Annotated in this window: 34 protein-coding genes, 1 tRNA gene and 1 pseudogene; 18 read left to right on the plus strand and 18 right to left on the minus strand. The window is 69.6% G+C overall.

Annotated features, from left to right (window positions below; translation table 11 throughout):
- The first annotated feature begins 92 nt into the window (after nt 1–92).
- A complete protein-coding gene (locus tag ACBI99_RS34670; RefSeq protein WP_375074375.1) occupies nt 93–914 on the plus strand; it encodes a hypothetical protein in 822 nt (273 codons plus the stop codon).
- Between the two features lie 10 nt (nt 915–924).
- Here the strand turns inward: ACBI99_RS34670 and ACBI99_RS34675 are convergent, their stop codons facing one another.
- From ACBI99_RS34675 to ACBI99_RS34690, 4 genes are all read right to left on the minus strand, one after another.
- A complete protein-coding gene (locus ACBI99_RS34675) occupies nt 925–1611 on the minus strand; it encodes a hypothetical protein (RefSeq protein WP_375074376.1) in 687 nt (228 codons plus the stop codon).
- A gap of 50 nt (nt 1612–1661) precedes the next feature.
- Nucleotides 1662–2795, minus strand: coding sequence for a Dyp-type peroxidase (locus ACBI99_RS34680; RefSeq protein ID WP_357582902.1), 1134 nt, complete (start codon nt 2793–2795; stop codon nt 1662–1664).
- A complete protein-coding gene (locus tag ACBI99_RS34685; protein WP_375074377.1) occupies nt 2795–3316 on the minus strand; it encodes a copper chaperone PCu(A)C in 522 nt (173 codons plus the stop codon). Before ACBI99_RS34685 ends, ACBI99_RS34680 begins: the two co-directional genes overlap by 1 nt.
- A 71-nt stretch (nt 3317–3387) precedes the next feature.
- A complete protein-coding gene (locus ACBI99_RS34690) occupies nt 3388–3942 on the minus strand; it encodes an MFS transporter (protein WP_375074378.1) in 555 nt (184 codons plus the stop codon).
- A 148-nt stretch (nt 3943–4090) separates the two neighbouring features.
- Here ACBI99_RS34690 and ACBI99_RS34695 point away from each other — a divergent pair, with 148 nt between their 5' ends.
- Complete coding sequence (locus ACBI99_RS34695) at nt 4091–4771, plus strand: hypothetical protein (protein ID WP_375074379.1); 681 nt, start codon at nt 4091–4093, stop codon at nt 4769–4771.
- 87 nt (nt 4772–4858) lie between these two features.
- Entirely contained in the window at nt 4859–5377 is a 519-nt protein-coding gene (locus ACBI99_RS34700; RefSeq protein WP_357582910.1) for a universal stress protein, read from the plus strand.
- 5 nt (nt 5378–5382) lie between these two features.
- Here ACBI99_RS34700 and ACBI99_RS34705 read toward each other — a convergent pair whose 3' ends face one another.
- The gene (locus ACBI99_RS34705) at nt 5383–5589 is read right to left on the minus strand and encodes a heavy-metal-associated domain-containing protein (RefSeq protein ID WP_219504290.1); all 207 of its coding nucleotides are present in this window, start codon (nt 5587–5589) and stop codon (nt 5383–5385) included.
- A 227-nt stretch (nt 5590–5816) separates the two neighbouring features.
- On the opposite strand from ACBI99_RS34705, the gene ACBI99_RS34710 reads away from it, so the two are divergent.
- The 3 genes from ACBI99_RS34710 to ACBI99_RS34720 all read left to right on the plus strand — a co-directional run bounded on the left by ACBI99_RS34710 (nt 5817) and on the right by ACBI99_RS34720 (nt 6773).
- Nucleotides 5817–5936, plus strand: coding sequence for a DLW-39 family protein (locus ACBI99_RS34710; protein WP_013130296.1), 120 nt, complete (start codon nt 5817–5819; stop codon nt 5934–5936).
- Nucleotides 5937–5951: 15 nt separating this feature from the next.
- The gene (locus ACBI99_RS34715) at nt 5952–6671 is read left to right on the plus strand and encodes an HAD family hydrolase (RefSeq protein ID WP_219504288.1); all 720 of its coding nucleotides are present in this window, start codon (nt 5952–5954) and stop codon (nt 6669–6671) included.
- A 29-nt stretch (nt 6672–6700) separates the two neighbouring features.
- Nucleotides 6701–6773 (plus strand) — tRNA-Ala (locus tag ACBI99_RS34720).
- Between the two features lie 18 nt (nt 6774–6791).
- Here ACBI99_RS34720 and ACBI99_RS34725 read toward each other — a convergent pair.
- The gene (locus ACBI99_RS34725; RefSeq protein WP_375074380.1) at nt 6792–6971 is read right to left on the minus strand and encodes a hypothetical protein; all 180 of its coding nucleotides are present in this window, start codon (nt 6969–6971) and stop codon (nt 6792–6794) included.
- A gap of 82 nt (nt 6972–7053) precedes the next feature.
- On the opposite strand from ACBI99_RS34725, the gene ACBI99_RS34730 reads away from it, so the two are divergent.
- Nucleotides 7054–7422 carry an Mth938-like domain-containing protein gene (locus tag ACBI99_RS34730; RefSeq protein WP_375074381.1) on the plus strand — a complete coding sequence of 123 codons (369 nt, stop codon included), beginning with the start codon at nt 7054–7056 and terminating at the stop codon, nt 7420–7422.
- A 78-nt stretch (nt 7423–7500) separates the two neighbouring features.
- On the opposite strand, the gene ACBI99_RS34735 is transcribed toward ACBI99_RS34730, so the two are convergent.
- Complete coding sequence (locus ACBI99_RS34735; protein WP_375074382.1) at nt 7501–7782, minus strand: hypothetical protein; 282 nt, start codon at nt 7780–7782, stop codon at nt 7501–7503.
- Between the two features lie 451 nt (nt 7783–8233).
- On the opposite strand from ACBI99_RS34735, the gene ACBI99_RS34740 reads away from it, so the two are divergent.
- From ACBI99_RS34740 to ACBI99_RS34750, 3 genes and pseudogenes are all read left to right on the plus strand, one after another.
- Nucleotides 8234–8710: a hypothetical protein gene (locus tag ACBI99_RS34740; RefSeq protein WP_219504282.1), complete on the plus strand. Its 477-nt coding sequence runs from the start codon at nt 8234–8236 to the stop codon at nt 8708–8710.
- A 177-nt stretch (nt 8711–8887) separates the two neighbouring features.
- Nucleotides 8888–9037, plus strand: a pseudogene (locus tag ACBI99_RS34745) (addiction module toxin RelE); the annotation flags it as partial.
- Between the two features lie 54 nt (nt 9038–9091).
- Nucleotides 9092–9451, plus strand: coding sequence for a helix-turn-helix transcriptional regulator (locus ACBI99_RS34750; protein WP_219504280.1), 360 nt, complete (start codon nt 9092–9094; stop codon nt 9449–9451).
- Here ACBI99_RS34750 and ACBI99_RS34755 read toward each other — a convergent pair.
- On the minus strand, nt 9414–9968 hold the full coding sequence (locus ACBI99_RS34755; protein ID WP_375074383.1) for a TetR/AcrR family transcriptional regulator C-terminal domain-containing protein: 555 nt from the start codon (nt 9966–9968) through the stop codon (nt 9414–9416). The two genes, ACBI99_RS34750 and ACBI99_RS34755, sit on opposite strands and share 38 nt — an antisense overlap.
- 82 nt (nt 9969–10050) lie before the next feature.
- On the opposite strand from ACBI99_RS34755, the gene ACBI99_RS34760 reads away from it, so the two are divergent.
- A complete protein-coding gene (locus ACBI99_RS34760; protein ID WP_219504271.1) occupies nt 10051–11136 on the plus strand; it encodes a GNAT family N-acetyltransferase in 1086 nt (361 codons plus the stop codon).
- Nucleotides 11137–11173: 37 nt separating this feature from the next.
- Here the strand turns inward: ACBI99_RS34760 and ACBI99_RS34765 are convergent, their stop codons facing one another.
- Entirely contained in the window at nt 11174–11791 is a 618-nt protein-coding gene (locus ACBI99_RS34765) for a DUF6461 domain-containing protein (RefSeq protein ID WP_375074384.1), read from the minus strand.
- A gap of 167 nt (nt 11792–11958) precedes the next feature.
- Here ACBI99_RS34765 and ACBI99_RS34770 point away from each other — a divergent pair, with 167 nt between their 5' ends.
- Complete coding sequence (locus tag ACBI99_RS34770) at nt 11959–12423, plus strand: hypothetical protein (protein WP_219504266.1); 465 nt, start codon at nt 11959–11961, stop codon at nt 12421–12423.
- Nucleotides 12424–12440: 17 nt separating this feature from the next.
- Here ACBI99_RS34770 and ACBI99_RS34775 read toward each other — a convergent pair whose 3' ends face one another.
- Both ACBI99_RS34775 and ACBI99_RS34780 read right to left on the minus strand, forming a co-directional pair.
- Nucleotides 12441–13004: a DUF6461 domain-containing protein gene (locus ACBI99_RS34775; protein WP_375074385.1), complete on the minus strand. Its 564-nt coding sequence runs from the start codon at nt 13002–13004 to the stop codon at nt 12441–12443.
- A 12-nt stretch (nt 13005–13016) separates the two neighbouring features.
- Complete coding sequence (locus ACBI99_RS34780; RefSeq protein ID WP_375074386.1) at nt 13017–13994, minus strand: helix-turn-helix transcriptional regulator; 978 nt, start codon at nt 13992–13994, stop codon at nt 13017–13019.
- 124 nt (nt 13995–14118) lie between these two features.
- Here ACBI99_RS34780 and ACBI99_RS34785 point away from each other — a divergent pair, with 124 nt between their 5' ends.
- Entirely contained in the window at nt 14119–15069 is a 951-nt protein-coding gene (locus ACBI99_RS34785; protein ID WP_219504260.1) for an alpha/beta fold hydrolase, read from the plus strand.
- 45 nt (nt 15070–15114) lie between these two features.
- Here ACBI99_RS34785 and ACBI99_RS34790 read toward each other — a convergent pair whose 3' ends face one another.
- The 4 genes from ACBI99_RS34790 to ACBI99_RS34805 are packed head-to-tail and all read right to left on the minus strand — an operon-like array spanning nt 15115 to nt 17088.
- A complete protein-coding gene (locus ACBI99_RS34790) occupies nt 15115–15303 on the minus strand; it encodes an antitoxin (protein WP_375074387.1) in 189 nt (62 codons plus the stop codon).
- Nucleotides 15304–15329: 26 nt separating this feature from the next.
- Nucleotides 15330–15713, minus strand: a complete 384-nt coding sequence (locus ACBI99_RS34795) for a hypothetical protein (RefSeq protein WP_375074388.1) — start codon at nt 15711–15713, stop codon at nt 15330–15332.
- Nucleotides 15710–16330 carry a hypothetical protein gene (locus tag ACBI99_RS34800; protein ID WP_375074389.1) on the minus strand — a complete coding sequence of 207 codons (621 nt, stop codon included), beginning with the start codon at nt 16328–16330 and terminating at the stop codon, nt 15710–15712. Before ACBI99_RS34800 ends, ACBI99_RS34795 begins: the two co-directional genes overlap by 4 nt.
- Nucleotides 16330–17088, minus strand: coding sequence for a hypothetical protein (locus ACBI99_RS34805; protein WP_357582937.1), 759 nt, complete (start codon nt 17086–17088; stop codon nt 16330–16332). The genes ACBI99_RS34800 and ACBI99_RS34805 overlap by 1 nt, the downstream gene beginning before the upstream one ends.
- A 425-nt stretch (nt 17089–17513) precedes the next feature.
- On the opposite strand from ACBI99_RS34805, the gene ACBI99_RS34810 reads away from it, so the two are divergent.
- The 3 genes from ACBI99_RS34810 (at nt 17514) to ACBI99_RS34820 (ending at nt 20505) form a co-directional block, all read left to right on the plus strand.
- Complete coding sequence (locus ACBI99_RS34810) at nt 17514–18245, plus strand: BTAD domain-containing putative transcriptional regulator (RefSeq protein WP_357582939.1); 732 nt, start codon at nt 17514–17516, stop codon at nt 18243–18245.
- 61 nt (nt 18246–18306) lie between these two features.
- Nucleotides 18307–19473, plus strand: coding sequence for an MFS transporter (locus tag ACBI99_RS34815; RefSeq protein ID WP_308125719.1), 1167 nt, complete (start codon nt 18307–18309; stop codon nt 19471–19473).
- 96 nt (nt 19474–19569) lie between these two features.
- Complete coding sequence (locus ACBI99_RS34820; RefSeq protein WP_375074390.1) at nt 19570–20505, plus strand: CPBP family intramembrane glutamic endopeptidase; 936 nt, start codon at nt 19570–19572, stop codon at nt 20503–20505.
- On the opposite strand, the gene ACBI99_RS34825 is transcribed toward ACBI99_RS34820, so the two are convergent.
- Nucleotides 20474–21277 carry an LLM class flavin-dependent oxidoreductase gene (locus ACBI99_RS34825; protein WP_375074391.1) on the minus strand — a complete coding sequence of 268 codons (804 nt, stop codon included), beginning with the start codon at nt 21275–21277 and terminating at the stop codon, nt 20474–20476. The two genes, ACBI99_RS34820 and ACBI99_RS34825, sit on opposite strands and share 32 nt — an antisense overlap.
- Nucleotides 21278–21313: 36 nt before the next feature.
- Between ACBI99_RS34825 and ACBI99_RS34830 the strand changes: the two genes are divergently transcribed.
- Together ACBI99_RS34830 and ACBI99_RS34835 are read left to right on the plus strand one after the other, a co-directional pair.
- On the plus strand, nt 21314–21787 hold the full coding sequence (locus ACBI99_RS34830; RefSeq protein WP_357582945.1) for a GNAT family N-acetyltransferase: 474 nt from the start codon (nt 21314–21316) through the stop codon (nt 21785–21787).
- A 44-nt stretch (nt 21788–21831) separates the two neighbouring features.
- The gene (locus tag ACBI99_RS34835) at nt 21832–23019 is read left to right on the plus strand and encodes a cytochrome P450 (RefSeq protein ID WP_219504252.1); all 1188 of its coding nucleotides are present in this window, start codon (nt 21832–21834) and stop codon (nt 23017–23019) included.
- Nucleotides 23020–23358: 339 nt separating this feature from the next.
- Here ACBI99_RS34835 and ACBI99_RS34840 read toward each other — a convergent pair whose 3' ends face one another.
- Entirely contained in the window at nt 23359–24006 is a 648-nt protein-coding gene (locus ACBI99_RS34840; protein ID WP_357582947.1) for a response regulator transcription factor, read from the minus strand.
- A gap of 4 nt (nt 24007–24010) precedes the next feature.
- Nucleotides 24011–25138, minus strand: coding sequence for a sensor histidine kinase (locus ACBI99_RS34845; protein WP_375074392.1), 1128 nt, complete (start codon nt 25136–25138; stop codon nt 24011–24013).
- Nucleotides 25139–25245 lie beyond the last annotated feature (107 nt).

Consider the following 25245-nt stretch of genomic DNA (forward strand, 5'->3'; position numbering starts at 1 on the left):
ATCACTCACCGGGTTCCGCCGCACCTCACCCCCGTCGTAAACGAGCCTGGTACGCGATTCCGATCGTCACGGTAATCGCCGCCCCTTTCGTCGTGGGCTATGCGGCGGAGTATCTGGCCGGCCTGACCCCCGTACCCGGTGCCTCGGAGCCGGGGACGCCGACCCAGGTGGCGCCGACCTCGGTGGCGCCGACCTCGCCCACCGCCTCCGCCGAGGATGCTTCCGAGCCGCCCATCCTGATCGACCGGGTGAAGCTCGAATGGGACGACCTGGGTTTCGGCAACATCCACACGCTGCCGAAGCCGGTGGACATGAGCGTCAGCGAGCTGGAGCAGTTCAACGACCTGACCTATGAAGAGCAGCAGGCGTGGTTCGCGCGTAACGGCAGCGTCCCTCTCGGGCAGATGCGGGTCGAGGTCGTCCTGCGTGGCAACCGTGACAAGCAGGTGCGGATCATGCAGATCACGGCCGACAAGAAATGCACACCGCCGCATGCCGGGACCATCTTCTGGGACCCGCCGGGCGGGGCGGAGGACGAGGTGGTGCGGCTCGGGTTCGACCTCGACTCGGATCCCACCGAGGCGCAGCGGCTGGAGAGATTCAAGTTCGCCGGCCCGTACTTCTCGGAGAAGACCATCTCGCTGAAGCGCGACGAGGAGGTCGTTCTGCATTTCTATGTGACCACGGAAAAGCGATACTGCTCTTTCGTGTTCCGCGCCGACACGCTCAGCCAGGGTCAGGAAAAGCCGTTGGTCATCGACAACAAGGGGCGTCCTTTCGAGTTGAGCGCCGTTCTCAAGAATGCCGAGGGCACCTGGGATCCGTCGCGGTACGAAATCGCGTACCAGGGGGACGGGCAGTTGCTCGAAGGCGACGAGGGCACGCAGTGGAGCAGGATGAGCGGCGCCGAGTAAGCCAGATGGTTCACCGGGACCTGAGCCGTTCGACCAGTTCGGCCACCGTGGCGGACTCCAGCCAGGCCGGTCCGCCGTGGTCGAGCCGGTCCATCCCGCCCACCAGCACCCCCAGCTCGGCATCCTCCAGGACCACCCCCTGCGGCGGCGTGGACATGATCCTCGCCCCCTCCGGCAGCGGGTCGCCCGGCTTCACGATGTTCCCGAGCGGGGGACGCGGGTCGCCGAACAGCACGACCTTCGTCCCCGGGGGAATCGCGCGCCGGTAGTCGGCGACGCCCTTCGCGGGCAGCCAGTCCGCTGCGGCCCTGGTGGCATCCCTGACCACCGCGCCCTGGTCGAACCCGGCGAACACGTACGAGCCGGCCGTGGCGCCCTTCACCGGATCGGTCACCCGCACCCGCATGAGCATCAGGTAGTCCAGCGGCCCGCCCGGGTAGGTCGCAGCCGCCGGCCCCTGCTGCCAGTCGTCGACGACCCCGCCGACGACCGTCCCCTCCTGGGCGGCCAGCGCTTCGGGCGTCTCCACGGCCGGGTAGTCGGCCCAGGACGTGATCAGGGAGACGTCCAGGGACGAGTGCTCGATCCGGGCGCGGTAGCGCAGCACGTCCTCCGCCGTCACCTCGCGCTCGCCACCGCCGCACCCGGACACCGCGAGCGGGAGCGCCAGGAGCACCGTCATGATGACCCGGTTCACGGGAACCACTATGCCGTGGCCCGCACCAGGCGGCACGGGCCACGCCCGGGTCACGACAGCAGCCTGTCCCCGATCCAGCCGTCGGCCGTGCAGCCGGGCGGGACGGCGAACACGGCCGAGCCGATCGTCGTCACCCATTCGTTGAGCAGGTCCCCCTCCGCCAGCCGCTGCTGGACGGGGACGAACTGCCGCTCCACGTCCGCCTGGTAGGAGGCGAACAGCAGCCCGGAATCCGAGGTCCCGTCCGCGCTGATCCCTTCGTCGTAGTTGTACGGTCTGCGCAGGATGCGGAGGCCGGGATCGGCGGTACGGGCCCGCCTGATGTGCGCGTACTCGGAGATGACCGGGAAGCCGAACCCGTTCAGCCGGTCGAAGTCGGGCTCGTCGTGCTCGGCCCGGCCGGTCAGCGGGGCGCCGGTGTCGAGGCGGCGGCCGATGGTGAACTCCCTGGCCACCCGGTCGGCGGCGTCCCAGGTCTCCAGGTTCATGCGGATGCGCCGGAAGACGAGCGTGGTGCCGCCGCGCAGCCATTCCGGGCCGTCGGTGATCCATACGGCCTTGTCCAGGTCCGTCGGGTTCACGGTGCCGTCGAGCTGGCCCATCAGGTTGCGTTGCGTGACGCCCGGCGCTCCGGCGGAGCTGCGGAAGCCACGCTGCGTCCACCGGACCCGGGCGAAGGACCGCGCGTCCTTGACGATCATCCGCAGGGCGTGGGCGACCGTCAGGTTGTCGTCGGCGCAGATCTGCACCAGCAGGTCGCCGCCGTTCCACCGCTTGTCCAGCTTGTCCGTCTCGAACGCGGGCAGCGGCCGCAGGGGCGACTCCGCCTTCGCCGCCTTGAACAGCCCCGGCCCGAACCCGAACGTCACGGTCAGCCGCGCCGGACCGGCGGCCAGCTCGGGCTCGGTGTCGGCCAATGCGGGCTGCCCCTGGGTGAGGCGGCGGGCGTCGTCGGTCAGCAGCGGCAGCAGCCGGGTCAGCGCCTCCTTGTCGGTGCCGGGCAGCAGGTCGAAGGCCACGAACACGGCGTGCGCCTGGGGAGCCGTCGCCACCCCGGCCTGGTGCGTCCCGTGGAACGCCTCCACCCCGGAGCCCGCCGACGCCTGGGCGCTGCCGCCCACAGCGGTGGCGGCGGCAGTGGCGGCCCCGGCCACGAACAGCCCACGCCGGCTGATCCCGGACATCAGTGCTCCATGCCGGGCTGGTAGTCCTCCTTACCACCGGCGAAATCCTTGCCGATGGCGGTGAACTCCAGCGGCGCCCCGCCCTTCACGGTGAGCGTGAACGGGATCCGCGCGCCCGGCTTCACCTCTTCGGTGACGCCCATGAGCATGATGTGGTCGCCGCCGGGCCGCAGCTCGTGCTTGCCCCCGGCCGGGACGACGAACCCGCCCTCCTTCGGGCGCATCACCATCTTCCCTCCCGAGTCGACCACCTCGTGGAGCTCGATCGTGGGCGAGAGGGGCGAGGCCCCGGCGGTGACGGTCAGGTCGGCGCCGGTGTTGTTGACGAGGGTTCCGAAGGCGGCGGTCATGCCCTTCTTGACCGTCTTCACCCAGGGATCGGTGATGGTCAGCCCCTGGGCCGCGGGGACGGCGGCGGCGGTGGGCTCTTGGGTCGCGGTGGCCGTGGTGCTCTCGGTGGCGGTGCCGCACCCGCTCAACGCCACGACGGCAGCCAGCAGGAGCGCAGGACGAACGTACATCGGACATGCCTTTCTTCACCCCGTGACGCGCGCGTACGGCATGCACAGGGTGTGGATCGTCGGAAGGAGAATCAGTGGGTTCCGACGACCCGGGGCGGCCCGCGCAGGCTGACGACGTGCCGCAGCACGGCCGAACGCAGCACCGGCGGCTCGACCGTACGAGGGGCGGAGAAAGGAGTGTCGAGCACCGGCAGCAGCACGGCGAGCAGCCGCGTGACCAGCCGCCGCAGCAGCCCCCACAGGGCCGCCTCGCCGCGCGCCAGCCAGAGCGCGGTCAGCGCGGTCGCCCACCCGTGGGCGACCAGCATGCCGAGCCCGGGCACCAGCCCGGAGGAGGAGGCGTGCGCGACGTGCGCCACCGCCTCGGCCGCCGACCCGGCGTGCGCCAGCGAGAACAGCACGTGCAGCACGGCCTGCGCCGTGCCCAGCAAGGGCATGATCACGTACGCGCCGCGCTCGCGCCCCGCGACGGGCAGCGCCAGGCAGAACGCCGCCGCGAACCCCGCCACCAGGGCGGACCCGGTCACGCTCCCGCCGCCGAACACGTGCGCCACCACGCCCAGCCCGAGGCACACCCCGGCGAACACCGCGGTGCGGATCAGGCGGAACGGCAGGCTTGAAGACACGATGCCGCCATCATGGCACGCCCGCCTGCCGCCCGTTCGCCGAGGGATTGCCCCGGCATGAGCCCCGACGAGCTCGGTACGGCCCAGCTCGTCGAGATCTTCCTGCACGGCGCTCTGAAGGAGGGGAGCGCTGCTTAAATGACCCCCAATGCCGAAATTTCCTGACCTGCCGTCATTCGCCGCGGCCATCGCGCCCGTTATCGACGCGGTCCACGTCAACGTGCACGCCTCCGCCCGCCGTCCCCCCGACGGGCTCCTGAACGACCTCCGCTACGTCCTCCCGCTCCGCCCCGTCACCCGGGACGACCTCGCCACCGTCTACCGGTACGGCGACGCCGACGAACGCGAACGGGACCTCCGGGCACACCTCCACGAGGGCGCCCTGACCGAGCAGGACGGCGTACTGCGCCTCACCGGCCAGGGCCTGGCGGCCGTCCACGACCTCTACGCCGCGCACGCGGCCGCCGTGACCCGCATCTGGCCGGACGTGACCGGCCCCGCCACCCTGGTGGGCCGGGTGCTCGACGAGGCGAGACGCGACCCGGGCGGCGCCCTCGCCGTCATGGCCCCGCCGTACGAACCGGACGGAACCCCTCCCGGTGTGCTCCTGTTCAACCGCCTGGCCGCGCTCCGCTACCACCGCGCCGACTGTCACGCTGCGTCCTGGCAGGCCGAAGGGCTCACGGCGGCCGAGATCGTCGCCCTCCGCCCCGGCCCGCTGCGCGACCGCGTCGAGTCCGGTACGAACCGCCGCGCCGCCCGCCCGTACGCGACGCTCACGGAGCAGGAACGCGCCACTCTTTACGACGACTTGCTCAACCTGGTCTAGGAGTAAAGAGGTTCGCGATTCCCACCTCCCGGTAACGGGCTGGAGGGAGCAATATGGTCGGGTACCTCAACCACCCGAGGGAGGGGCGTGGTGGATCAGGACCTGCCTGGCGGCCCGAGGCTGATCGTGGGAGTGGACGAGTCCCCGGCCTCGCGCTGGGCGCTGGCCTGGTCGATCGGCGTGGCCAGGCTCCACCGCATGGCGCTGGTCGCCGTGCACGTCAGCCGGGCTCCCGTGCATCCGTTCCCCGAGGCGCTGCCCGTGCAGCACGCCGTCAGGCAGGGGGAGGAGGCCCGCTGCGCGGAGGTGGTGGCGGGCGTGTTCGACGACGTGGCGGGCGGCGTGCCCGACGACCTCACCGTCGCCATGCTGGCCAGGGTCGGCGACCCCGGCTATCACCTCGTCGACCTGGCGGGCGAGGGTGATCTGCTGGTGCTCGGCCGGGGCAGGCGCGGGCTGATCAGCAGGATGTTCCTGCCCTCGACCAGCATGTACTGCGCGCGGCACGCCCGTACGACCGTCGTGATCGTACGGCAGCCGACACCGCCGGACGACGCGCCGCTCTCAGGCGACCGCGCCCGGCGGTTCTTCGGCCGCCGGCACTGAGCCGCCTACCCGGCCAGCTCGTAACCGGCCTCTTCGACGGCCTTGCTGATGTCGGACCGGTCGACGGGGGCGTCGCTGACCACGGTCAGCAGGCCGCTCGCCAGGTCGACCTCCACGGACGTGACGCCGGCGACCTCCCCGACCTCCTCCTTGACCGAACTCACGCAGTGGCCGCAGGTCATGCCGTTCACGGTGAAGGTGGCGGTGCTCATGTCGTGCTCCTTCGTAAACTCGTGCTGTCTGCTCTGCAGACTCTAACACCCTACCCCCCTGGGGTATGCCCGACGGAGGGGACTTTCTTCCTCGCGCACTCACCCGCCGCATTTGGCATGATCCAACTGATGGGTACGTAGGACCGCTGCCATCACTTGCTAGGCTGCAAGTCAACCGTTGGGTCTCACCCCGGCAGGTGAGACCGTCGAAGAAGTGGGGTCACACCGTGAAGAAGCTGCTTGTTCTGGCGCTGGTCGCCCTTGGGGGGTTGCTGATCTGGCGCAAGGTGCAGGCTGACCGCGCCGAGCTCGATCTGTGGACCGAGGCGACCGGTAGCGAGAACTAACCGACCGGCGAGGCGATGAGTGACGTCATCCCCATCAAACTGGCGTGCCTGGACCTTTCAGGCACCACGGTCGGTGACATCGCCATGGTCGAGCGCGCGTTCGCCGAGGCGATCGCGACCCAGGGCATAGTCCCCGGGACCGGGGCCTACGCACGTGCCATGGTTCACGTGCACCGGTCCCGGGGCCGCCCGACCATCGATGTCTTCCGCGGGATCTTCCCCGACAACGAAGCACAGGCCCAGGCGGCGAACCTCACGTTCGAACGCTCCTACGAGGGCGCCATCGAACGCGCCGGCCTCATCCCGACGCCCGGCGTCATCGAGGTCTTCGACAAACTCCGGGGCTCCGGCGTCCACGTCGCCCTGATCACCGGCTTCAGCCGCACCACGCTGAGCCGGGTCCTCGCCATGCTCAACTGGCATGACAAGGTCGACCTCGCCATCACCCCCGAAGACGCGGGCGGCCGCGGCCGCCCCTGGCCCGACATGGTCCTGCACGCCGTGCTCCGCCTCGGCATCCCCGACGTCCGCCAGGTGGCGGTCGCGGGCGACTCCGAAAGCGACATGCTCTGCGGCCGCAGCGCCGGCGCCGCCATCGTGGCCGGCGTCCTCACCGGCGTCCACAGCCGCGAACGCCTGGTCAAAGGGGGTGCCACCCATCTCCTGGAGTCGATCAGCAGCCTCCCCGACCTGATCCTCACGGACGACCTCGGCACGACGCAGGTACCCGCGTAGGTTCGGTAAGCTAGCTTTCGTTCGCTCAAGGGGCCTTAGCTCAGCTGGCAGAGCGCCTGCTTTGCAAGCAGGATGTCAGGAGTTCGAATCTCCTAGGCTCCACACACACGAGAGCCCAGGTCAGGCGGCCTGGGCTTTCGGCTTGTGCAAAGGGCGGTTCCAGGGCGTGCCCGATGGGTTCTTCGTGAGTGCGCCGCGGGCCAGCTTGTCCAGCTTGCGGGCTACCTCGCGCTGCCGTTCGTCGGTGGAGTGCTGGTAGATGAGCGCGGCCCGTGTGCTGGAGTGGCCCATGCGCGCCATCAGCTCCCGGATCGACGGCGACGAGACGATCAGGCGGGCCTGGATTGATTGTCTGCGGCACAGCGAGAAGTAGTCTCGCGGTATGGAGCGTCGATCGCCGCTTATCACACAGATTTCCTGGGGCCGGACGGTAGTCGAGGGCCTGGGCGAAGGCAAGGACTTCAAGCTCTATCCCGGTGGAGGACGGCACTGGGACTGGAACGAGACCGGCACCCGGCACACTCGCGGCATCCAACCCGCCGACGTCCAGGAGCTACTCGAAAACGGCAGCCAGACGATCGTTCTGTCCCGTGGCATGCGGCTGGTCCTGCAGACCTGCCCCGAGACGCTGGACCTCTTGATGGAGAAGGGCGTCGAGATCTATGTGGAGGAGACGACGGCCGCCGTCGAGCGTTACAACGCCCTGGCGGCGACCATCCCCGTAGGTGGGTTGATCCACTCCACCTGTTGATCGGTGGCATGCCCCTGCACAAGAACCGGAACATGCGCGGAACGGCTCGCTTCCCACTCCACTTTTGATGAGGCGACTTCAGCACAGGAGTCCGCCGTCTTCCGGGACGTCACCATAGGAGGCGGAGATGTCGATGCCGTACCCTTCGACGCCGTCCACGCGGTGCCTTCCGACCGAGAGGAAGGCTGTGGCTCCTTTGATCTTCTTGGTATAGCAGGTGTCCGTTGCGGGATCTTCGATGACGACTGGCCGCCATCCGTCGGCCTTAGCCGCCGTGTCGTAGAAAGAGGTGTACTCCCCCTGAATGCCGGAGGATTCATAGAATCTGCCCGCGTGAAGAACGTATCGTCTCGGAAACATCCGGTGTAGCCGTCCCTGGAGACGGCCCGTTCCGGATGAGCGGTGAGTATCTTCTGTGCCGCCAGCACCCGGATCAAATTCGCCTCTTCGGAAGTGCACCCTGAACCGGTGAGCCTCGTCAGTCCCATGTACGCGAGCCCGCCCAGCAGGAGCGCCGTTATCGCCAGACCGGCGATGACCTTCACGAGCACAGGGGCGGACTTCCACAGCCGGAGCGTACTGAAGTCGATCAGGGACGGAAGGCTGCCGGAACGGGGACCGCCGGCTGTGGCCGTGCCCGTCGCGTGCCCGATGAGGCGAGGATCAGGAGGAAACAGCGGAGAGCCTCGGGGCATGAGATCAAGGCTGTGAGCTGCGTCTTCGCTGGTCACCCATGATCGGGAAGCGGCCTTTTCAGCTGACGCTCAGCCGGGGTGGCACAGCGACGAACCGGTGAACGATCATTCTGTACGTGGCGATGCTTCGGTTGCTGGCGATCGGCCTTCTCAGCGGTGTCGCAGTGCTGCCGCTCATATGGCTTCAGCGCGGCGAGAACTTCGAGCACGCCCGACTCGCCGCCTTGATGGCGCTGGACGCCGGACAGGTCGTAACCGTTCCGGTCGCGCTGCTGGTGGGCGTCGTGCTGACCGCCACGCGGTCGTGGACGCGTACACCTGGCTACGCCCTGGGTTCGATCACGACGCTGTTCGGCCTGGTCGTCGCAACGCAGGCGTGGGCGGCGATGAACTGGGTCGAAGGACGACCTTCCGGGATCGGTGATCCGGACGGGGAGTTCGTCGTAGCCGTCGTCGCCCTGTTCTCCGGCGTGATCACGACCCTTGCGGGCGCACTCGTCCTCCTCTTGCGGTGGACCGGCTACGAGTCGCAAACGGCACCGTCGTCACGCGGCGGGAGAAGCCGTCAGCGCTCGGCGCGTCTCCGTGGATGAGACTTCGCTGTATGCGTGGGGATCTGTGCGTGGCGAAGGATCTGCATGGCCACGCGCGGGCGGATGTCCAGGGCGACGAGCTAAGACGTACAGGTCTTGCGGGTAGCGCGAAGCCGACCAACGTCAAAGGCGTTCGGCGCCGGGTAGGCCACTCGTGGGCAAGGTGAACCAGTCACACTGCGCCTCCGGTCCTCCGGACGTAGCGCACTTCGACTGCTGTTCGTCTTCGACCCTGGACGAGATGCCATCGTTCTCGTTGCCGCAGACAAGATCAAGGCGAGCCCTGCCGAACCTAACCGCTGGCATGAGGAAGCCATACCGCACGCGGAGCGGCTGTACGAATTTTTTGAAAGAGCGCGCAGAAGGGGAGGAGTAGCGCCAATGACGACGTTCAAGAAGTGGAACCGCGCCGGGCACGTTGAGCAGGCCGGAGGAGAAGAGGCCCTTGCTGAGACCCGGCGCATCGTTGACGATTTCATCGATGCTTGGCAGCTTGCCCAGCGCCGCAAGAGCGCTGCGTTGACACAGAACGAGGTTGCTTCCCTGATGGGCGTGACGAAGGCGCGGGTCTCGCAGATCGAGCGTGGCGAAGTCTCATCCGTGGACGTGGTGGCCCGTTATGTGGAGGCCATCGGCGGGCGACTTGAACTCACCGCCAGCTTTCCTGGCGCCACCTACAAGCCGCGCCGGCTGGGCTCGGCGGTTATCGGTGCAGGAGGGCGTCGAGTCCCGCCTCGATGATGGTTTCGGTGTCCACTGTGTGTGCCGCGTGGAGTGATGCGTAGAGCGGGGCGATCTCGCTGTCTACGGGGGCGTCTCGCTCGTGGCCTGCCGTCGGGGTCGTTGTCGCGCTGCCGATGACGAAGTTCGACAGCGCATACGCATCGCTGAGGGGGTCGGTCGCGCCGCGCTCGGCGAGCAGGACGCACATGCGTTCGGAGAGGCGCAGGTGGTTCGGCCCCCTGGGGGCGCGCATGGCGATGACCTGGCACGCCCAGGGGTGCCGTACGAGATGGCGGTAGTAGGCGAGCATCAAGGCGTGAAGCCCGGCCTGCTCGAGGGCTTCCTGCAGGCCGGTGTCGCGCCCGAGTGCGTCATCGAGCGCGAGGTCGTAGAGGTCGTCGACCGACGTGACTCTGGAGTACAGGCTGGCAGGAGCCACTTCCAGCCGGAACGCGACGGCGCGGACGGTGAGCGCTCGCAGTCCGCCCTCGTCCAGCAGCTCCACGGCCGTTCGTGCGACGTCGCGCACGTCCACGGCGCGCGCTCTGCGGACAGGCTTGCGGCGCTCCCAATAACTCACATGACCACTTTATCCGAACTATGTTAGTTTACCCGGTATGTTGGATGCCAGCCTTCTCCCGCTTCGCAACAAGGGTGCAGTGTTGCGTGCTATGCGCCCCGCCGACGCCGGCGCGTATGCCGCGGGCACAGCCGACCCCGCAGTGCGTCAGTACGCGCATCTGCCGGAGCCCGAGTACACCGAGGCGTCCGTGAAAGCGTTGATCGAGGGGACGATCCGCGAAGGGATGGAGCGCGGCGACCTCGCGGTGCTGACCGTCGCCGACCCCGCCGACGACGCCTTCGCCGGGAGTCTGGTGCTGTTCGGCGTGGAGGAAGGCTCTGTCGAGGTCGGCTTCTGGGTGCACCCGGATCACCGGGGCAAGGGCGTCGCCGCGGCGGCGCTGGATCTCGCGGTCGAGTTCGCCAGGCGCAGCGGATTCACCAGGCTCGCAGCTCGTACCGTTCCCGAGAACGAGGCGTCTCGGCGGGTGCTCGAACGGTCCGGCTTCGGCCGAGGCGAAGAGACCCGTGGTGTCGCCCCTTCGGGCCAGGAGGTCGTCGCGCAGCACTACGCTCTCGACCTCGAACCGATCACGCTGGTTCCCCTGGAGACGGAGCGGCTACGGCTGAGGCTGTACCAGCAAGCCGACGTACACGCATTGTGGCGCACCTACAGTCGCCCCGACGTCGCTCGCTATCTTCTCGAAGAGCCGTGGTCGGAGGAGGACGCTGCCCGCCGTATCAGCGAGCGGATGGTGCGGACGGGCCTCGACAGCCGGAATTCCGCTCTTGCCATGATCATCGAGCATGAGGGCGCGGTCGTCGGCGACGTGGCGATCTGGCTGACCGACGTGGAGCGTCGAGTCGCCGAAATCGGCTGGGTGATGGACCCCGCCCACAGTGGCCGAGGGTTCGCGACGGAGGCCGTGCGAGCCGTGCTCCGGCTGGCATTCGAGCAGTACCGGGTGCACCGGGTCGTAGCGCAGATGGACGCTCGCAACGAGGCCTCCGCACGACTCGCGCAGCGCGCCGGAATGCAGCGCGAAGCCCACCTCCGGCAGGACTGGTGGAGCAAGGGCGAGTGGACGGACACCTTCGTCTACGGCGCTCTCGCCACTGACTTCCCCGCCGGAAATCCTTGATGAGCGATGGGGTGCGCCCCGAACGGTCGTGGCTTGCTCATCGGGGCCGAGGCGCCAGGCCGCACAGGTAGGTGGACTCCTCCAGCAACTGTGGCGTCAGCTTGACCCCGGTGACGTGCTCGGCCAGTGCGAACGCCGCCTTGTCGTGGTTATCGGAAACGCTGTCGTCGTCGGCAAGGTCGAAGCCGACTCGTTGCATGACCTCCACGAGTTCGTCCGGGGAACTGCCGTGGCGAGAGTAGGGGAAAAGCGGGTCGAAGAAGAGGCGAATCTCCCCGTCTTCCACCCAGTAGAAGTAACCGACTGCGTTGACGTTGCGAGAATGCGAAACGAGTCGCGTACCAGCCGACAACGGCAGGATGGTTTTCCTGCTCACGCCTAGGTGCCCGTTCACCTCGACGATGAGCAGCCAATCCCCGAGGGAGACGGTTCCGAAATACTTGCCTTCCCGGGTGCCGAATGTGCCAGGGTCGGGGTAGGAAGCAGTGATCAGCTCATCGAGCGTCTTATGAGGGGAAGCTTCGGCCTGGGCGCCGAGACGGGTCATCAGTAACTCGGGGCTCATGTCGCGGACAAGGGTGAAGCAGTACGAGTCCGCCAGATCGGGGAACCGGTCGTCGTTGAACCAGAGGTAGTCGTCAGCATTCGGGATCATGTCGGCATCCTCTCAGCCGCAGCCAAAGGCCGGGACCGAGGCTGAGCCAAAGCTAAGTGCTCGGGCGCCGGGGTGAACGTGCCGTACTGATCAGCCCTGGCGAGGTGACTGGACAAGCACTGTCTAGCCCACTAGCCATGAATGGCATATCCCTCTACGCTGACGTCATGCGCTCACGTTCCGATGAAATTCTCGACGAATTCGGGCCCGTGGAGAACATCGGCGAGAACGAGCCCGAAGCCATCACCTACCAGGCCACCGTCACGCGCATCGGCAAACACTGGACCGCCACCGTTCGTGACCTCCCCGGTGGGCAAACAGCCCACGTACAGGGTGCGAGCTGGAAGGAAACTAAGGAGAACGTCGTCGACTGCGTCCTCAAGCTCCGCGAGGACAAGCCCGACGCCGTCGCCGTTCAGTTCGTCCCCGGCGACCCTGAGGTCGCTGCCGCGCTGGCCACCGTATCCGCGGCTCGCAGCGCCCGTGTCCAGGCCGAGCTGGCCGAGCGGGATGCGGTCTATCGGGCCGCTCGTCTTCTGGTCGGCAAAGGGTGGAGCACCCGAGACGCGGGCAGCGCGCTGGGCTTGTCCCACCAGCGCATCTCCCAGATCGCTCCACGCCCGGCGAGCTAGGCGGCCGGGGTCCGGCATCACGTTCCGGGGATGGCGCCCCACAGGAACGTGCAACCTTTCAACAATTCCTCTGTCAGCCTGATCCCGGTCAGGTGCTCGACGAGAAGGAAAGCCGGCCCCTTGTAGAGGTCGGGAAACGACGGGTAGAGCCGGTCGATTTCGGCCATCGTCTCCACGAGCTCGTCCGGTGTTCCGGTCGGATCATTCACATCGGCTCCGTGGCAGAACCTGATCTCGCCGTCCTCGCACCAGTAGAAGTAGTCCAGGCCCTTCAGGCTGAGCGCGGCCTGGGAGACGAGGCGGGTGCCCTGGGAAAGCTCGGCGATCAGGTCTTCGTCGATGACGAGCCAGTACGAGTCGAAGACGAACGTCCAATCCCCGATGGCGGTGACGCCGAGAGGATCCCCCGGGCGTGGATATTCATCCGGGGCGCCGGGGAAGGGGCCGGGCGTGAAGTGCTCCCATTGGCCGCCGAGGCGGGCAATCACCTGTTCAGGCGCGGCACGGACGTAGATGAAGCTGTAGCACTCCCCGGCGTATTCGTCGCAGAGCCACGAGACGTCGAGAGGTCGCAGGGTCATGGCGTCATGCTGTCAGCCGCTACCGACAGGGCCGGGGGGCAAGCAGGCGTATCGCTCGACGAGTGCGTTGCCGATCGCGGCCAGGTGGTCCCGCACGCCCGGAGGGCCGGTCACCTCGAGCCATTCGGTCAGCCCGGCGAGCTCGACGGCGAGCGCGTACTCGTTGTTGCCGCGGATCACGACCTCGATGCGGCCGTCCACCGTGGGCCCTCCGACCTGGAGCCGACCGCCGAGCAGCGCCCGCAGCAGCCCTATCCCCTGGGGCGCGCATACCGCCTGGGTCTCCAGGGGCGTTCGCCTGCGGTCGATCTCGTCGGCGATCGCGCGCCAGCTCTCGGCCAGGTCGAAGCCCGGGGGCCGGTGCACGGGATCGCCGGTCGGGTCGGCGGAGGAAACGCGGTCGATCCGGAAGCTCCGCAGGCCGGTCTCGGTGTCGCAGACGAGGTACCACGACGGGCCTTTGGCGACGATGCCCAGCGGGTGGACGGTTCTCTCGGTTTCGGCGCCTTCGCGGTCGACGTAGCCGAGCCGCACCTGGACGCCGCGGATCACCGCGTCCTGGAGCTCGTCGAGGAAGCGAGGCGGCGGGTGCTCGACCCGGCTCGACCCCCATCGTTCCGGGTCCCTGGCCAAGGAGGTCGCCGCCGTCTCGGCCTGCGCCCGGAACGGCTCCGGCAGGGCACGGACGAGCTTGCGCAGAGCCGCTTTCACGGCCGGCGTCGTCGCGGCGGCCGGGCCGGCGACCAGGAACAGGGCGCGGGCCTCACTCTCGGTCAACCCGGACAGGTCGGTACGGGCGCCGCCCACAAGACGCCAGCCGCCGCCTCGGCCCTGCGTGGAGTAAACGGGTACCCCGGCCATGGCCAGGGCGTCGAGGTCGCGGCGGGCGGTGCGTTCGGAGACCTCCAACTCTCGGGCGACCTCTGCCGCCGTCACCTGCTCGCGTCGTTGCAGCAAGAGGAGGATGGCCACCAGCCGGTCAGTTCGCACGCCGACGACACTTTCACAGGAAACCGGTCATGAGGTGACCGGTTTCGCTCGCAAGATGGGGACGTGGCCTCACCGAGAGTCCCACTACGACGTCTGATCACTCGAAGAGACGAGAGGAAAAGAAATGTTCGACCCTGCCGATTTCCCCGAACCCATCATGGTTTCCGTCAACGACGTACAGCTCGAAGTCTTCGAAGCGGGACAGCAGAACGCGGGAAAGCCCATCGTGCTCTGCCACGGCTGGCCGGAGCACGCCTTTTCCTGGCGCTATCAGATGCCCGCCCTTGTCGCAGCGGGCTACCACGTCATCGTTCCGAACCAGCGCGGTTACGGCAACTCGTCCCGCCCGGCCGAAGTAACGGACTATGACATCGAGCACCTGTCGGGTGACCTGGTCGCACTGCTCGATCACTACGGATACGAAGACGCGACTTTCGTCGGCCATGACTGGGGGGCGATCGTCGTCTGGGGGCTGACCTTGTTGCATCCGGACCGGGTGAGCAAGGTGATCAACCTGAGCGTGCCCTACCTCGACCGTGGAGAGAAGCCCTGGGTCGAGTTCATCGAGGACGCGCTCGGCAGCGACTTCTACTACGTCCACTTCAATCGGCATCCCGGCGTCGCGGACGCCGTGTTCGACGAGAATGTCCACCGGTTCCTCCGCAACATGTACCGCAAGAACGAGCCTCCCAGGGAGCCGCAGCCGGGCATGGCGTTGATCAATCTCGCACGAGAGGAAACGCCACGTGGTGAGCCCTTGATGAGTGAGAGGGAGCTGGCCGTGTTCGTCTCCGCCTTCGAGACGTCAGGGTTCACGGGCGGGATCAACTGGTACCGGAATGCTGATCGTAACTGGCACCTGCTGGCGGACGTGGAGCCGATCATCCGGCAGCCCGCCCTCATGATCTACGGCGACCGGGATGTGGTCCCGAAATCCGACAAGCTGGCGGAGTTCGTGCCCGACGTGGAAGTGGTCAACCTGGACTGCGGCCATTGGATCCAGCAAGAGAAGCCGGAAGAAACGACCCGGGCGATTCTGGAATGGCTGGAGAAGCAGGCCGGCCTGAACGGGTGAGGCGCCCGGCGGTTCTCGCCGGGCGCCTCCGAACCTGTTCAGAGGTTATGCGTCGTCGTCAGCTCCGTCGAAGGTGCGTTCGACCTCCTCCAGTCCCTTGGTGATCTGCTCGTCGTACTTGTGGCCGGTGTCGTCCTCGACGAACTCCTCGGCCCGCTTGAGGATCTCCGCCGATTCGGCGGGGTGTTCCTTGGCCACTTCTTCGGCCTTCTTGATCCAGTCCCTGATTCCCATGCGTGTTTCTCCTCGCGGTTCGGTGGTCATTGCTGGAGCGCCCAGGCGCCGGTTCTGTCGACGCGGTAGTTGCCTCCTCCCTGGGCCACGACCGCCTGGGCGGCCGGGTAGTTCGTGGCGCAGTAGTCCAGGAATCGCTGGCGGTCGTTCGACGACAGCGACTGCGCCGTGAAGAAGGCGATGATGCGGGTGCCGGCGGCGTTGGGCACCGCGTTGAACAGGGACGGCAGGTTGATGGCCTGGAATCCGCCGGACCCGTGATAGCCGCGGACGTTCTGATACTGGCCGTGGACCTGGTTCCAGAGGACGACCACGGAGACGCAGTCGCCCATCGGGCCGGTGATGACCGTGTTGTCCCCGGCCGGCAGGTCCTGGGCCGGGTCGGGCGTGGATCTCTGTTGCAGAATCATCGGGCTTTCCCTTCTGGTCGCAGCGGGATGACCGCTGCCTTTCTCATCGGCGCGACCTTGGCGGCCAGCGCCTGGCTGAACGCGGTGGTGAACACCATCCGGTTCATCGCCGCCGATCCGGTGAACTGGGCGAGCGTGCCCGCCTCGGTGAGCGGGGCCCACGGGTATCCCGAAGCCGGCTCGGCCGGGGTGAGCTCGCTGTAGTCGTACGCGAGCACCGGGACGCCGCTGTCGAGCCTGGCGATCATCAGCAGGCCGGGCGGGGCCTTCCACGCCTGGCGGGCCGCCGGACCGGCCCCTTCCAGCGCGGTGACGAGCTCGTCGACGAGCGCGCCGGGCGCGAGCTTGGCCAGCTCCCCCGTGATGGACGTCAGGGGCGCGCTCCCGGCGGCGAGCTGGGTGCTGTGCGTGGCGATGTCGGTGCTGGTCCAGCCGATGTTGCCGAGCGCCTGGCGCAGCGCGTCGGCGTAGCCGCCGGCGTCGGACGCCACGGTCTGCGCTGCCACGTGCCTGGCCAGCAGGACCGAGTTGACCACGTCGTAGCCCTGCTGCGCGGTGAGAGCGCCGTCCAGCAGCAGGAACGCGCCGTCGACCAGCAGCGCCGTCGTGGCGTTCACTAGCTCCCCAGCGACGGCAGGTTGGCGATGTAGCTGCTCGCGTGGCTGCTCATCTTGTCCGTCACGGCCTGCCGTACCGTGGCGTAAAGGGTGTCGTTCAGGACGAGCGTGGTCTGGCCCTGCTGGATGTGCACGGACGTGGACGAGTACGACATCCACAGGAACTTGGTGGCTGTCTCGTCGCCGGTGAAGTGGAAGGCGGACAGCTTGACGGCCACGTTGTTGTTGGTCTCGGTGGCCAGGCCGATCGAGAAGCTGCCGTTGTTCTCGCTGGTGGACTGGCTGTGATAGAGCTGCCACGGCGCCCCGTCGGCGTTGGCGGACGACTTGAGCGCGTCCAGCGCCGCCTTGACGATCTCCAGCTCGGGCGCGGTGACCAGTGAGGTCATGATCTCCAGCACCACCTTGTCGATCTCGACGGTGGCGGTCTGCGCGGTGTAGTTGCCGAAGTTGACCGATTGGCCGGTGTAGCCGATGTTGGTCAGCACCTCGACCACCTTGTGGTAGTAGCCGAGCGGGTCGGTCTCCGCGTTGGCACCTCCGGCGGTGGCGGCGAGCTGGGCCAGGCCGAACGAGTTCAGCAGGTCGTCCTTGTGCTGCGGTGAGACGTTCGCGGTGAACGCCACCATCGAGTTGCCGACGACCGAGGCGCTCTCGCCGGCGCTCTGCGTCGGCGGTTCGGCCGCCATCGCGGCCTGCGGCCTCGGCCGGGGCGGCGGCAGCTTCAGTGCGCTGATGATGCCTGGGTTGATGCTCATGATTCCTCCTGGAATCGGAGTGGGTTGGTGACCCTCAGTGAAGCCCGGCGGCCGTTTCCGCCACGGCGGCGAACCCTGACGCCGGCGCGACCTGGCCGCATGCGATCGTGGCGGGCGCGTCACCGCCGCGCGGGCGCGAGCACACCGGCGTGGCACGGGCTCGCAACGCCGCCGTGTTCGCCGGTGCCGCCGGTGGAGCTCCCGGACCGGTAACGCGCGGTTCACGGCCGATCGGCGTGACTGGACCGCTTCCGCCGGAGCACGGGACCGGCACCCGCGGCGGAGCCCGCCGCACGCGATCACGACGGGCGCGTGCGGGTGACGGTACGAGCGCGGCGCGTGAACGTGGTCACGACTTTCTGCCAGGTGTTCCGCATATGCCTGGATACGCTCATCCGGGGTGATTCCAGGGGGAGGATGCGAGTGTGGCGACGTCAAAGGGGGAGCTGCGACTCCTGGGGCCGTTCCGGCTGCGGTGGGACGGGCGCACGCTGCACCTGCCCCACGGGGTGGCGAGGATGATCGCGGCGCTGGCGATCATCGGGCCGATGTCGCGCTCGCAGACGGCCGGGCTGCTCTGGCCCGGCGGGACCGAGCAGCAGGCGCTGGCCAACCTCCGGACCACCCTGTCGAGGATGGCCAGGCGGACGCGTGACGTCGTCGAGTGCGACGGCGACATCCTGTGCCTGGTGGAGGGCACGCGGGTGGACGTCGAGATGCTGACCCGCTGGATCAATGACACCATCTACGGCGTCGGCGCGTCCGTCGGGGAGCCTGCCGGGCCGCCCGCCGACGTGGACCGGCCGCTGCTGGCCGACTGGGCCGACGACTGGGTCGTGGAGCGCCGCGACCGGCTGCGCACGCTCACCGCCCAGGCGTTGCAGAGCGCCGCCGCCCGGCTGCTCAGCCTGGGCAGGCCCGCCGAGGCCCTGCCGTACGGGCTGGCGGCGGTGCAGACCGAGCCGTGGTCGGAGAGCGCGAACCGCATCCTCATGGAGATCCACGCCCGGCGCGGCGACCCCAGCAGCGCGCTGCGGCAGTACGAGAAGTTCAGCCGGATCCTGCTGCGGGACCTCGGCGTGCGCCCGGCGCCGGACCTCGTCGCGGTGATCCGACAGCTCTACCCCTTCGGCACCGGCCGGGTGGAGACCGTCTGACGACTGGTCGCGTCCGAAAGGCGCCGGTACGCAGGGGTTCTCGCCTGTTTGGCTGTACGCCGTGTCAACCATCACCCGCACCCCACTGGTCAGCCGGCTCGCGGTCGTCACGATCATGCTGGGCATCTTCGCCATCGTCACCAGCGAGATCCTGCCGATCGGGCTGCTGAGCGCCATCGGGGCCGACTTCGGCGTCTCCGACGGCGTCGCGGGGCTGACCATGGCCCTGCCCGGCGTCGTCGCCGCGGTCGCCGCGCCTGTCGTCACGCTGACCACCGCCCGGCTCGACCGGCGCGCGATGCTGTGCGCGCTCATGGCGCTGCTCGCCGTGGCCGACGTGCTGGCCGCGGCGGCGACCTCGTACGAGATCATGCTGGTGTCCAGGGTGCTCGTCGGCGTCACGATCGGCGGCTTCTGGTCCATCGGGGCGGGGCTGGCTGGGCGGCTGGTGCCGCCGCACGCCGTCGGCGCCGCCACCGCCGTGATCTTCTCCGCCGTGCCGCTGGGGTCGGTGCTCGGCGTCCCGGCAGGGACGTTCATCGGGGACCTCGCCGGGTGGCGGACCGCCTTCGTCGTGCTGGCCGTGCTCGCGCTCGCGGTGCTGGGCGGACTGGTCGTGCTGCTGCCGCCGCTGCCCGCCGATCAGGTCACCAGCCTGCGCGCCCTGCTGGACCTGCTGCGCACCCGGGCTGCCGCGATCGCGCTGGTGGCGACGTTCCTCATCGTCCTCGCCCATTTCGGTACGTACACGTACGTCACGCCCTTCCTGGAGGACGTCACGGGGCTGGGACCGGCCGCCGTCAGCGCCGTGCTCCTCGCGTACGGCGTCGCGGGGATCGCCGGGAACTTCCTCGCGGGCCGGGCCGCCCGATGGCGGGTCGCGTTCGTGACCTGCGGCGGGCTGATCGCGCTCGCCACCCTGCTCCTGCCCGTGGCGGGAGGCGGCGCCGTCGCCGCCGTGGGGCTGCTCGTCGTCTGGGGGCTCGCGTACGGGGGCGTGCCCGTCTGCTCGCAGGCGTCGTTCCTCGCCGCCGCGCCGCACGCGCCCGAAGCCGCCACCGTCGTCTTCACCGCCTCCTTCCAGGCGACCTTCGCCCTCGGCGCGTTCCTGGGCGGCCGGGTCGTCGACGCCTCCTCCGTCTCCACCGTCATGGTCTGCGGCGGGGTGGTCGCGCTGCTCATGGCGGGGGTGCTGGCGGCCGTCCGGCCCCGCCGCGCATACCCCTAGCTGTACCTCCGCTGGGGTGCACGCGGGAGAGACCGGACGGGGTTCCGGCTGATGTCCTGAACCGTGTCCTCGTACGAGCGTTCCACGGAGAATGACATGGCAGTCAACAGCCGGCCGGCTGTCGAAGAGAGTCCCGACCAGCAGACCGGATTGCGGGGATTCATCCGCCGCCGTCCGCTCGTCAGCTTCTTCGTCCTGGCCAACCTGATGAGCTGGATCGCCTGGACGCCCTACGTGCTCTCGGCGACCGGGCTGGGAGTGCTCGACTTCACGTTCCCCTCGGTGCTCGGCACCACGCAGTTCACGGGCGTGCTCCCCGGCGCCTACCTCGGCCCGATCTTCGCCGCGTACCTGGTCACCAGGATCGCCGACGGCAAGGAAGGCGTCCGGCGCTGGCTCGGGCGGATGACGAAGTGGCGGGTGAGCTGGGTCTGGTACGCCGGCACCGCCGTCGGCGTGCCCGCCGTGCTCGTGCTGACCGGCGCCGCCCTGTCCGAGGAACCCGTCCGCATGCCGCCCGTCGCCCTGCTCGTGGCGTACGTCCCGGGCCTGCTGCTCCAGATGGTCACCACCGGGCTGGCCGAGGAGCCCGGCTGGCGGGACTTCGCCCTGGCGCGCATGCAGCGCAGGTTCGGGCCGCTGGCCGGCACCCTCGTCCTCGGGCCGCTCTGGGGCCTCTGGCACCTGCCGCTGTACCTGAGCGAGTGGGGCGGCTGGCCGGACGTCACCTGGATGCGGATCGGCGAGTTCTTCGCCTTCTGCTGCGTGTTCAGCGTGGTCGTCACCTGGGTGTTCAACCGCACCGGCCAGAGCCTGCCGCTGGTCATGCTGCTGCACGTGGGCGTCAACAACTTCATGTCGATGGCCTACGCGGAGCTGTTCCCGTCGATCGCCTCGCCCGAGCAGGCGTCGCGCGTCACCCTCCTCGCGGGCACCACGGCGGCCCTCGTCGTCCTGGCCGCCACGCGGGGCCGGCTCGGCTACAGCCCCGAGGAGCCGGCTACGGCGGACCCGAGCGGACGCGCCGCATGAGCTGGTCGAAGTCGCCGCGGCGGCCGTGCAGGTGCTCCAGCCACCAGGTCGCGCCCGCGTCGGCGTAGGGCGTCACCGAGGCGCCCGGCTCGCTGACGCCGATGAGCGCCACGTCGAACGGCCCGTCCGCCACGCGGTGGCGGCGGAGCTCGGCGACCTGGGCGGCCAGCTCGGCGGGGGACAGCGTCATGCGGCCCTCCTCGTCGTCGCCCGCCACGACCCAGCCGTCCCAGCGGGCCGCCCGGCGCAGGGCGGCCGGCGCCGTGCCGCCGATCCACACCGGCACCCGGGGCCGCTGCACCGGCAGGGGCGCCAGCCGTACGCCGTCGACCGTGTAGCGGGCGCCCCGGTGACGCACCTCGTCGCCGGACCAGAGCGCGGAGATCACGTCGAGCGTCTCGTCCAGCACCGCCCCGCCGGGCCGGGGCGCGCCGAAGGCGGTGAACTCGCCGGGGACCCCGCCCAGCCCGGCGCCCAGGATCGCCCGCCCGCCGCTCAGCCGGTCGAACGTCGCCACCGTGTGCGCCAGCACCTCCGGCCGGTGCCGGGCGACGGCCGTCACCGCCGTGCCCAGCCTGACGCGGGACGTCGCCGCGGCCGCGGCCGAGAGCGCCACCCACGGGTCGGCCGAAGGCATGCCCCAGGCGAAGGCCAGGTGGTCCCACACCAGCACGGCGTCCCAGCCGGCGGCCTCGGCCTCGCGGGCCAGGGCCACCAGCCGCGACGGCTCCGCGAGGTCACCGAGGATCGCGACGTCGATGCCATAGCGCATGCTCCCCATCCAACCACCAGGCATATCGTTCAGCACATGACGAAAGATCTTCGAGCCGTACGTATCACCCTCGCCAACATCGACACGGCGCTGACCGTGAAGGTCCGCCCCGACCAGGAGCGCTTCGTCTCGCCGGTGGCCAAGTCGCTGGCCGAGGCGTACGTCCAGCCGGACGTCGCCTGGCCGCGCCTCATCCTCGACGGCGACCAGCCCGTCGGCTTCCTCATGGCCTTCATCGACATCGACTGGGACGGCAAGGGCGTCGACTTCCGGTCCGGCCTGTGGCGCCTCAACGTCGTCCCCGAGGCGCAGGGGCGCGGCGTCGGCAGCTTCGCCGTCGCCACGGTGGCCGCCGAGCTCAAGCGGCGCGGCAGCACCCACATGTACGTGACCTGGGAACCGGAGGACGGGGGACCCGAGGGCTTCTACCGCAGGCTCGGGTTCGAGCTCACCGGTGAGGAGAGCGGAGGCCAGACCGTCGGCGTCCTGGATCTGACACATCCCGGGTGAAACCAGCACTTGTCCGGGTCAGCGGCAGCCGCGACCATGGGCGAGTGGATCTCTACCGCGACCCGTACCCGACCTACGCCGAGGCCCGCCGCAACCGCGGGCTCACGTTCGTGCCGGAGCTGAACGCCTGGCTGGTCGCCCGGCGCGAGGACGTCCGCGAAGTGCTCGGCAAGCCCGAGCTCTTCTCGTCGGCGGGCGCACTGCGCCCCGACTACCTGCCCGGCAAGGCCGCGCTCTCGGAGCTGGTCAAGGGCGTCGGCGGCGTGCAGGCCGTGCTCGGCGCCGACGGGGAGGCGCACCGGCGGCTGCGTCGGCCGCTCACCAGAGGGCTGTCCCCCGCCCGCGTCGCCGCCGCGCTGCCGTACGTGACCGAGCGGGCCGAGGAACTGGTCGCCTCCTTCGCCGGCGACGGCCAGGTCGAATGGATGGAGGCGTACGCCAAGCCGCTGCCCGCCTCCGTCATCGGGCACGTCATCGGCCTCGACCCGGCCGACACGCCGGGCGCTGTCCGGGGCGCGGCGCGGGCCGAGGAGCTGCTGTTCACGGAGCTGGACGACGCCGGGCAGGTCGAGTGCGCCAAGGAGATCGTGACCCTGCAGCGGCTCCTCGACGGCTACGCGCGGGCCCGGCGGCGCGATCCGCGTGACGACGTCTGCACCGAGATGGTCAGGGAACTCGCGCCCGGCACCGGCGACCTGACCCTCGACCAGCGCAAGGAGATCGTCTCCAACCTCCAGAACCTGCTGCTCGCCGGCCACCTCACCACCACGGCGCTGCTCGGCTCCGTCGTGCTGCACCTGCTGCGCGACCGCCGCCAGTGGGAGCTGCTGTGCGAGCGGCCCGAGCTCGTGCCCGTCGCCATCGAGGAGGCGGCCCGGTTCGAGGCGCCCGTCCAGGGCTTCCGCCGCACGGTCACCGGGCCCGTGACGCTGGCCGGCACCGAGCTGCGCAAGGACGACGTGCTCTTCGTCTCGTACGCCTCCGCCGGCCGCGACGCCGACCCCGCCACGCGGCCCGACGTGTTCGACATCGGGCGCGCCCCGCTGCGCAGCCTGTCCTTCGGGCACGGCCCGCACGGCTGCCCCGGCTCCCAGCTCGCCAAGGAGCAGGTGCGGATCACGCTGGAGATCCTGATGCGCGAGTTCCCCGGGCTGCGGCTGGCCCGTGACGAGGTCACCATGGCGCCCACCCTCATCCACCGCTCCCCCGAAGCCCTCCACCTCACCTGGTGACCCGGCGGGACACGGCCCCTTCCGGGCTCCTCTTCCGGGTCGGTCCTTCCGGGCGCGATCTCCGGGCGGGGGGCAACCTCCGGTGGGCGTGACTCCCGGCGGGGTGCGGCCCCTTCCGAGTCCCCCTTCCGGGTCGGTGCTCCTGGGCGCGACCCCCGGCGGGCCGCTACCTCCGGCGGGGCGCAACCCCGGCGGGGCGCAACCCCGGCGGGGCGCAACCCCTGCGGGTGCGACTCCCGGTGGGCGTGGCCCCCCTTCCGGGATGGCCCCCTTCCAGGTCGGCCTGGTGGGTCGGCCCGGTGGGGTGGTTCGTCAGTGGAGCCGGGGCCGAGGGGCGCGTCAGAGGTGGCCTGCGTCGCGGATCTTCATGGCGACCTGGACCCGGTTGTCGGTGCCGAGCTTGGCGAAGATGCGGGTGACGTTGGCCTTGACCGTAGCGACGCTCATGGACAGGCGCTGCCCGATCTCGGCGTTGGAGCTGCCCCGGGCCACCTCGACCGCGACCTCCAGCTCCCGGTCGGTCAGCCTGGCCAGCTCGCGCCGTGCCTCGTCCCGGCCGGGCGCGTGGCCGCCGGTGGCCGCGGCGATCACCTGGTAGGTGACGCTGGGCGACAGCACCGGCTCGCCGGCCGCGACCGTGCGGACGGCTTCGACCATCTTGGCCGGCGGCGTGTCCTTGAGCAGGAACCCGGCCGCGCCGAGGCGCAGCGCACGCAGCACCATGTCGTCGGCGTCGAAGGCGGTCAGCACGAGGATGCGCGGCGCGTCCGGCCGCGACGCCAGCTGCTCGGTGGTGACCAAACCGTCCTGGCCGGGCATGCGGATGTCCATCAGCACCACGTCGGGCCGTTCGGCGCGCACCAGGGTCACGGCCTCGCGCCCGTCGCCCGCCTCGCCGACGATCTCCAGGTCGGGCTCGCCGCCCAGGATGAGACGCAGCCCGGTGCGTACCATCGGGTCGTCGTCGACGATCAGCACGCGTGTCACGACGTCAAGCCTCCCACGGCAGCCGGACAGAGAGGACGAATCGCCCGTCCTGGTGGGCGTGGGCGATCGTGCCGCCTGCCATCCGCGCCCGTTCCGCCACGCCGACCAGCCCGAGTCTGCCGCCCGGCGCGGACGACGGCCCGTAGGGGGTCGCGTTGGTCACGTCGATGCGCAGCGCGTCGCCCGGCCGCCCGTCGAGCTCCACCCTGACGCTGCTGCCCGGCGCGTGCTTGCGGGCGTTGGTGAGCGCCTCCTGGACGATCCGGTACGCGTTGCGCCCGGTCTGGGTGGGCAGCCGGTCGCGCTGCTCGATCGTGTCGGTGACGAGCACCTTCTGACCGGCGGACCGCACCTCGTGGAACAGCGCGTCCAGGTCGGCGATGGTCGGCTGCGGGGCCGCCAGCTCGCCGTCGGAGCGGAGGGTGCCGAGCACGGTGCGCAGCTCGTTGAGCGACTGGTGGGCGTTCTCCTGGATGGCCAGCGCGGTCTCGCGGGTCTGCTCCGGGCCCAGGTCGACCCGGTAGGCCAGCCCGCCGGCGAGCATCGCCAGCAGGGACATGCGGTGGGCCAGCGCGTCGTGCATCTCCTGAGCGATCTTGGTGCGCTCGGCGAACCTGGCCTGCTCGACGCGCTGCCGCTCCGCCCGCTCCTCCGCCAGCAGGGCCTCACGCTCCGAGCGCAGGTAGAGGCCGAAGACGGTCAGCCCGGCGAGGATCGTGGTGCTGGTGACGAAGCTGATCATGCTCTGCTGGCTCACGCCGCCCGCGAACGCGTAGAGCGTCGCGCTGCTCCAGGACAGGGCGGCGACGGGCACGATCTCGCGCCACCGGCGGTGGGTGCACAGGGACACGTACGCCACGTTGGCGGGGCCGCTCGCCGAGCTCGAGAAGGCGGTCAGCAGCGCGGTCGCGGCGGCGATCTGCCAGGGCCACCGCCGCCGCCAGCGCATGAGCACCAGCCCGAGGACCCCCAGCGACACGTCGAACACGGCGCGCGGCAGCTTGTCGAGGTCGTGGGCGGCGACCCAGGCCCAGACCACGGCGAAGAACAGCATGGGACCCAGCGCCGCGAGATAGCGCACCATGCTGCCCCACCGGTCGAGGGGGAGCTGGTGCTGGGGGCTGTCGTTCACGGGACCCAGCCTAGGAACTTCGCCGCGATGCCCTTAGCGACCTGGGTCTATTGTCGGGCCACCCTGGGTCTAGACCTTGCCGACCGGGACGCCGACCGGCCGTCCGG

It is taken from the genome of Nonomuraea sp. ATR24, from assembly GCF_041950485.1.
GTDB classification, from domain to species: Bacteria; Actinomycetota; Actinomycetes; order Streptosporangiales; family Streptosporangiaceae; genus Nonomuraea; species Nonomuraea ceibae.

Excerpts from the sequence above, each read along its gene's own strand:
- ACBI99_RS34765 (WP_375074384.1), bottom strand. The coding sequence starts at position 11,791 with ATGATCCCGAATGCTGACGACTACCTCTGGTTCAACGACGACCGGTTC.
- ACBI99_RS34680 (WP_357582902.1), bottom strand. The coding sequence starts at position 2,795 with ATGTCCGGGATCAGCCGGCGTGGGCTGTTCGTGGCCGGGGCCGCCACT.
- ACBI99_RS34830 (WP_357582945.1), top strand. The coding sequence starts at position 21,314 with ATGACGAAAGATCTTCGAGCCGTACGTATCACCCTCGCCAACATCGAC.
- ACBI99_RS34790 (WP_375074387.1), bottom strand. The coding sequence starts at position 15,303 with ATGGGAATCAGGGACTGGATCAAGAAGGCCGAAGAAGTGGCCAAGGAA.
- ACBI99_RS34715 (WP_219504288.1), top strand. The coding sequence starts at position 5,952 with ATGAGTGACGTCATCCCCATCAAACTGGCGTGCCTGGACCTTTCAGGC.
- ACBI99_RS34725 (WP_375074380.1), bottom strand. The coding sequence starts at position 6,971 with ATGGCGCGCATGGGCCACTCCAGCACACGGGCCGCGCTCATCTACCAG.
- ACBI99_RS34695 (WP_375074379.1), top strand. The coding sequence starts at position 4,091 with ATGCCGAAATTTCCTGACCTGCCGTCATTCGCCGCGGCCATCGCGCCC.
- ACBI99_RS34820 (WP_375074390.1), top strand. The coding sequence starts at position 19,570 with ATGGCAGTCAACAGCCGGCCGGCTGTCGAAGAGAGTCCCGACCAGCAG.
- ACBI99_RS34795 (WP_375074388.1), bottom strand. The coding sequence starts at position 15,713 with ATGATTCTGCAACAGAGATCCACGCCCGACCCGGCCCAGGACCTGCCG.
- ACBI99_RS34705 (WP_219504290.1), bottom strand. The coding sequence starts at position 5,589 with ATGAGCACCGCCACCTTCACCGTGAACGGCATGACCTGCGGCCACTGC.
- ACBI99_RS34760 (WP_219504271.1), top strand. The coding sequence starts at position 10,051 with ATGTTGGATGCCAGCCTTCTCCCGCTTCGCAACAAGGGTGCAGTGTTG.
- ACBI99_RS34775 (WP_375074385.1), bottom strand. The coding sequence starts at position 13,004 with ATGACCCTGCGACCTCTCGACGTCTCGTGGCTCTGCGACGAATACGCC.
- ACBI99_RS34825 (WP_375074391.1), bottom strand. The coding sequence starts at position 21,277 with ATGCGCTATGGCATCGACGTCGCGATCCTCGGTGACCTCGCGGAGCCG.
- ACBI99_RS34805 (WP_357582937.1), bottom strand. The coding sequence starts at position 17,088 with ATGAGCATCAACCCAGGCATCATCAGCGCACTGAAGCTGCCGCCGCCC.
- ACBI99_RS34770 (WP_219504266.1), top strand. The coding sequence starts at position 11,959 with ATGCGCTCACGTTCCGATGAAATTCTCGACGAATTCGGGCCCGTGGAG.
- ACBI99_RS34685 (WP_375074377.1), bottom strand. The coding sequence starts at position 3,316 with ATGTACGTTCGTCCTGCGCTCCTGCTGGCTGCCGTCGTGGCGTTGAGC.
- ACBI99_RS34730 (WP_375074381.1), top strand. The coding sequence starts at position 7,054 with ATGGAGCGTCGATCGCCGCTTATCACACAGATTTCCTGGGGCCGGACG.
- ACBI99_RS34785 (WP_219504260.1), top strand. The coding sequence starts at position 14,119 with ATGTTCGACCCTGCCGATTTCCCCGAACCCATCATGGTTTCCGTCAAC.
- ACBI99_RS34735 (WP_375074382.1), bottom strand. The coding sequence starts at position 7,782 with ATGTTTCCGAGACGATACGTTCTTCACGCGGGCAGATTCTATGAATCC.
- ACBI99_RS34750 (WP_219504280.1), top strand. The coding sequence starts at position 9,092 with ATGACGACGTTCAAGAAGTGGAACCGCGCCGGGCACGTTGAGCAGGCC.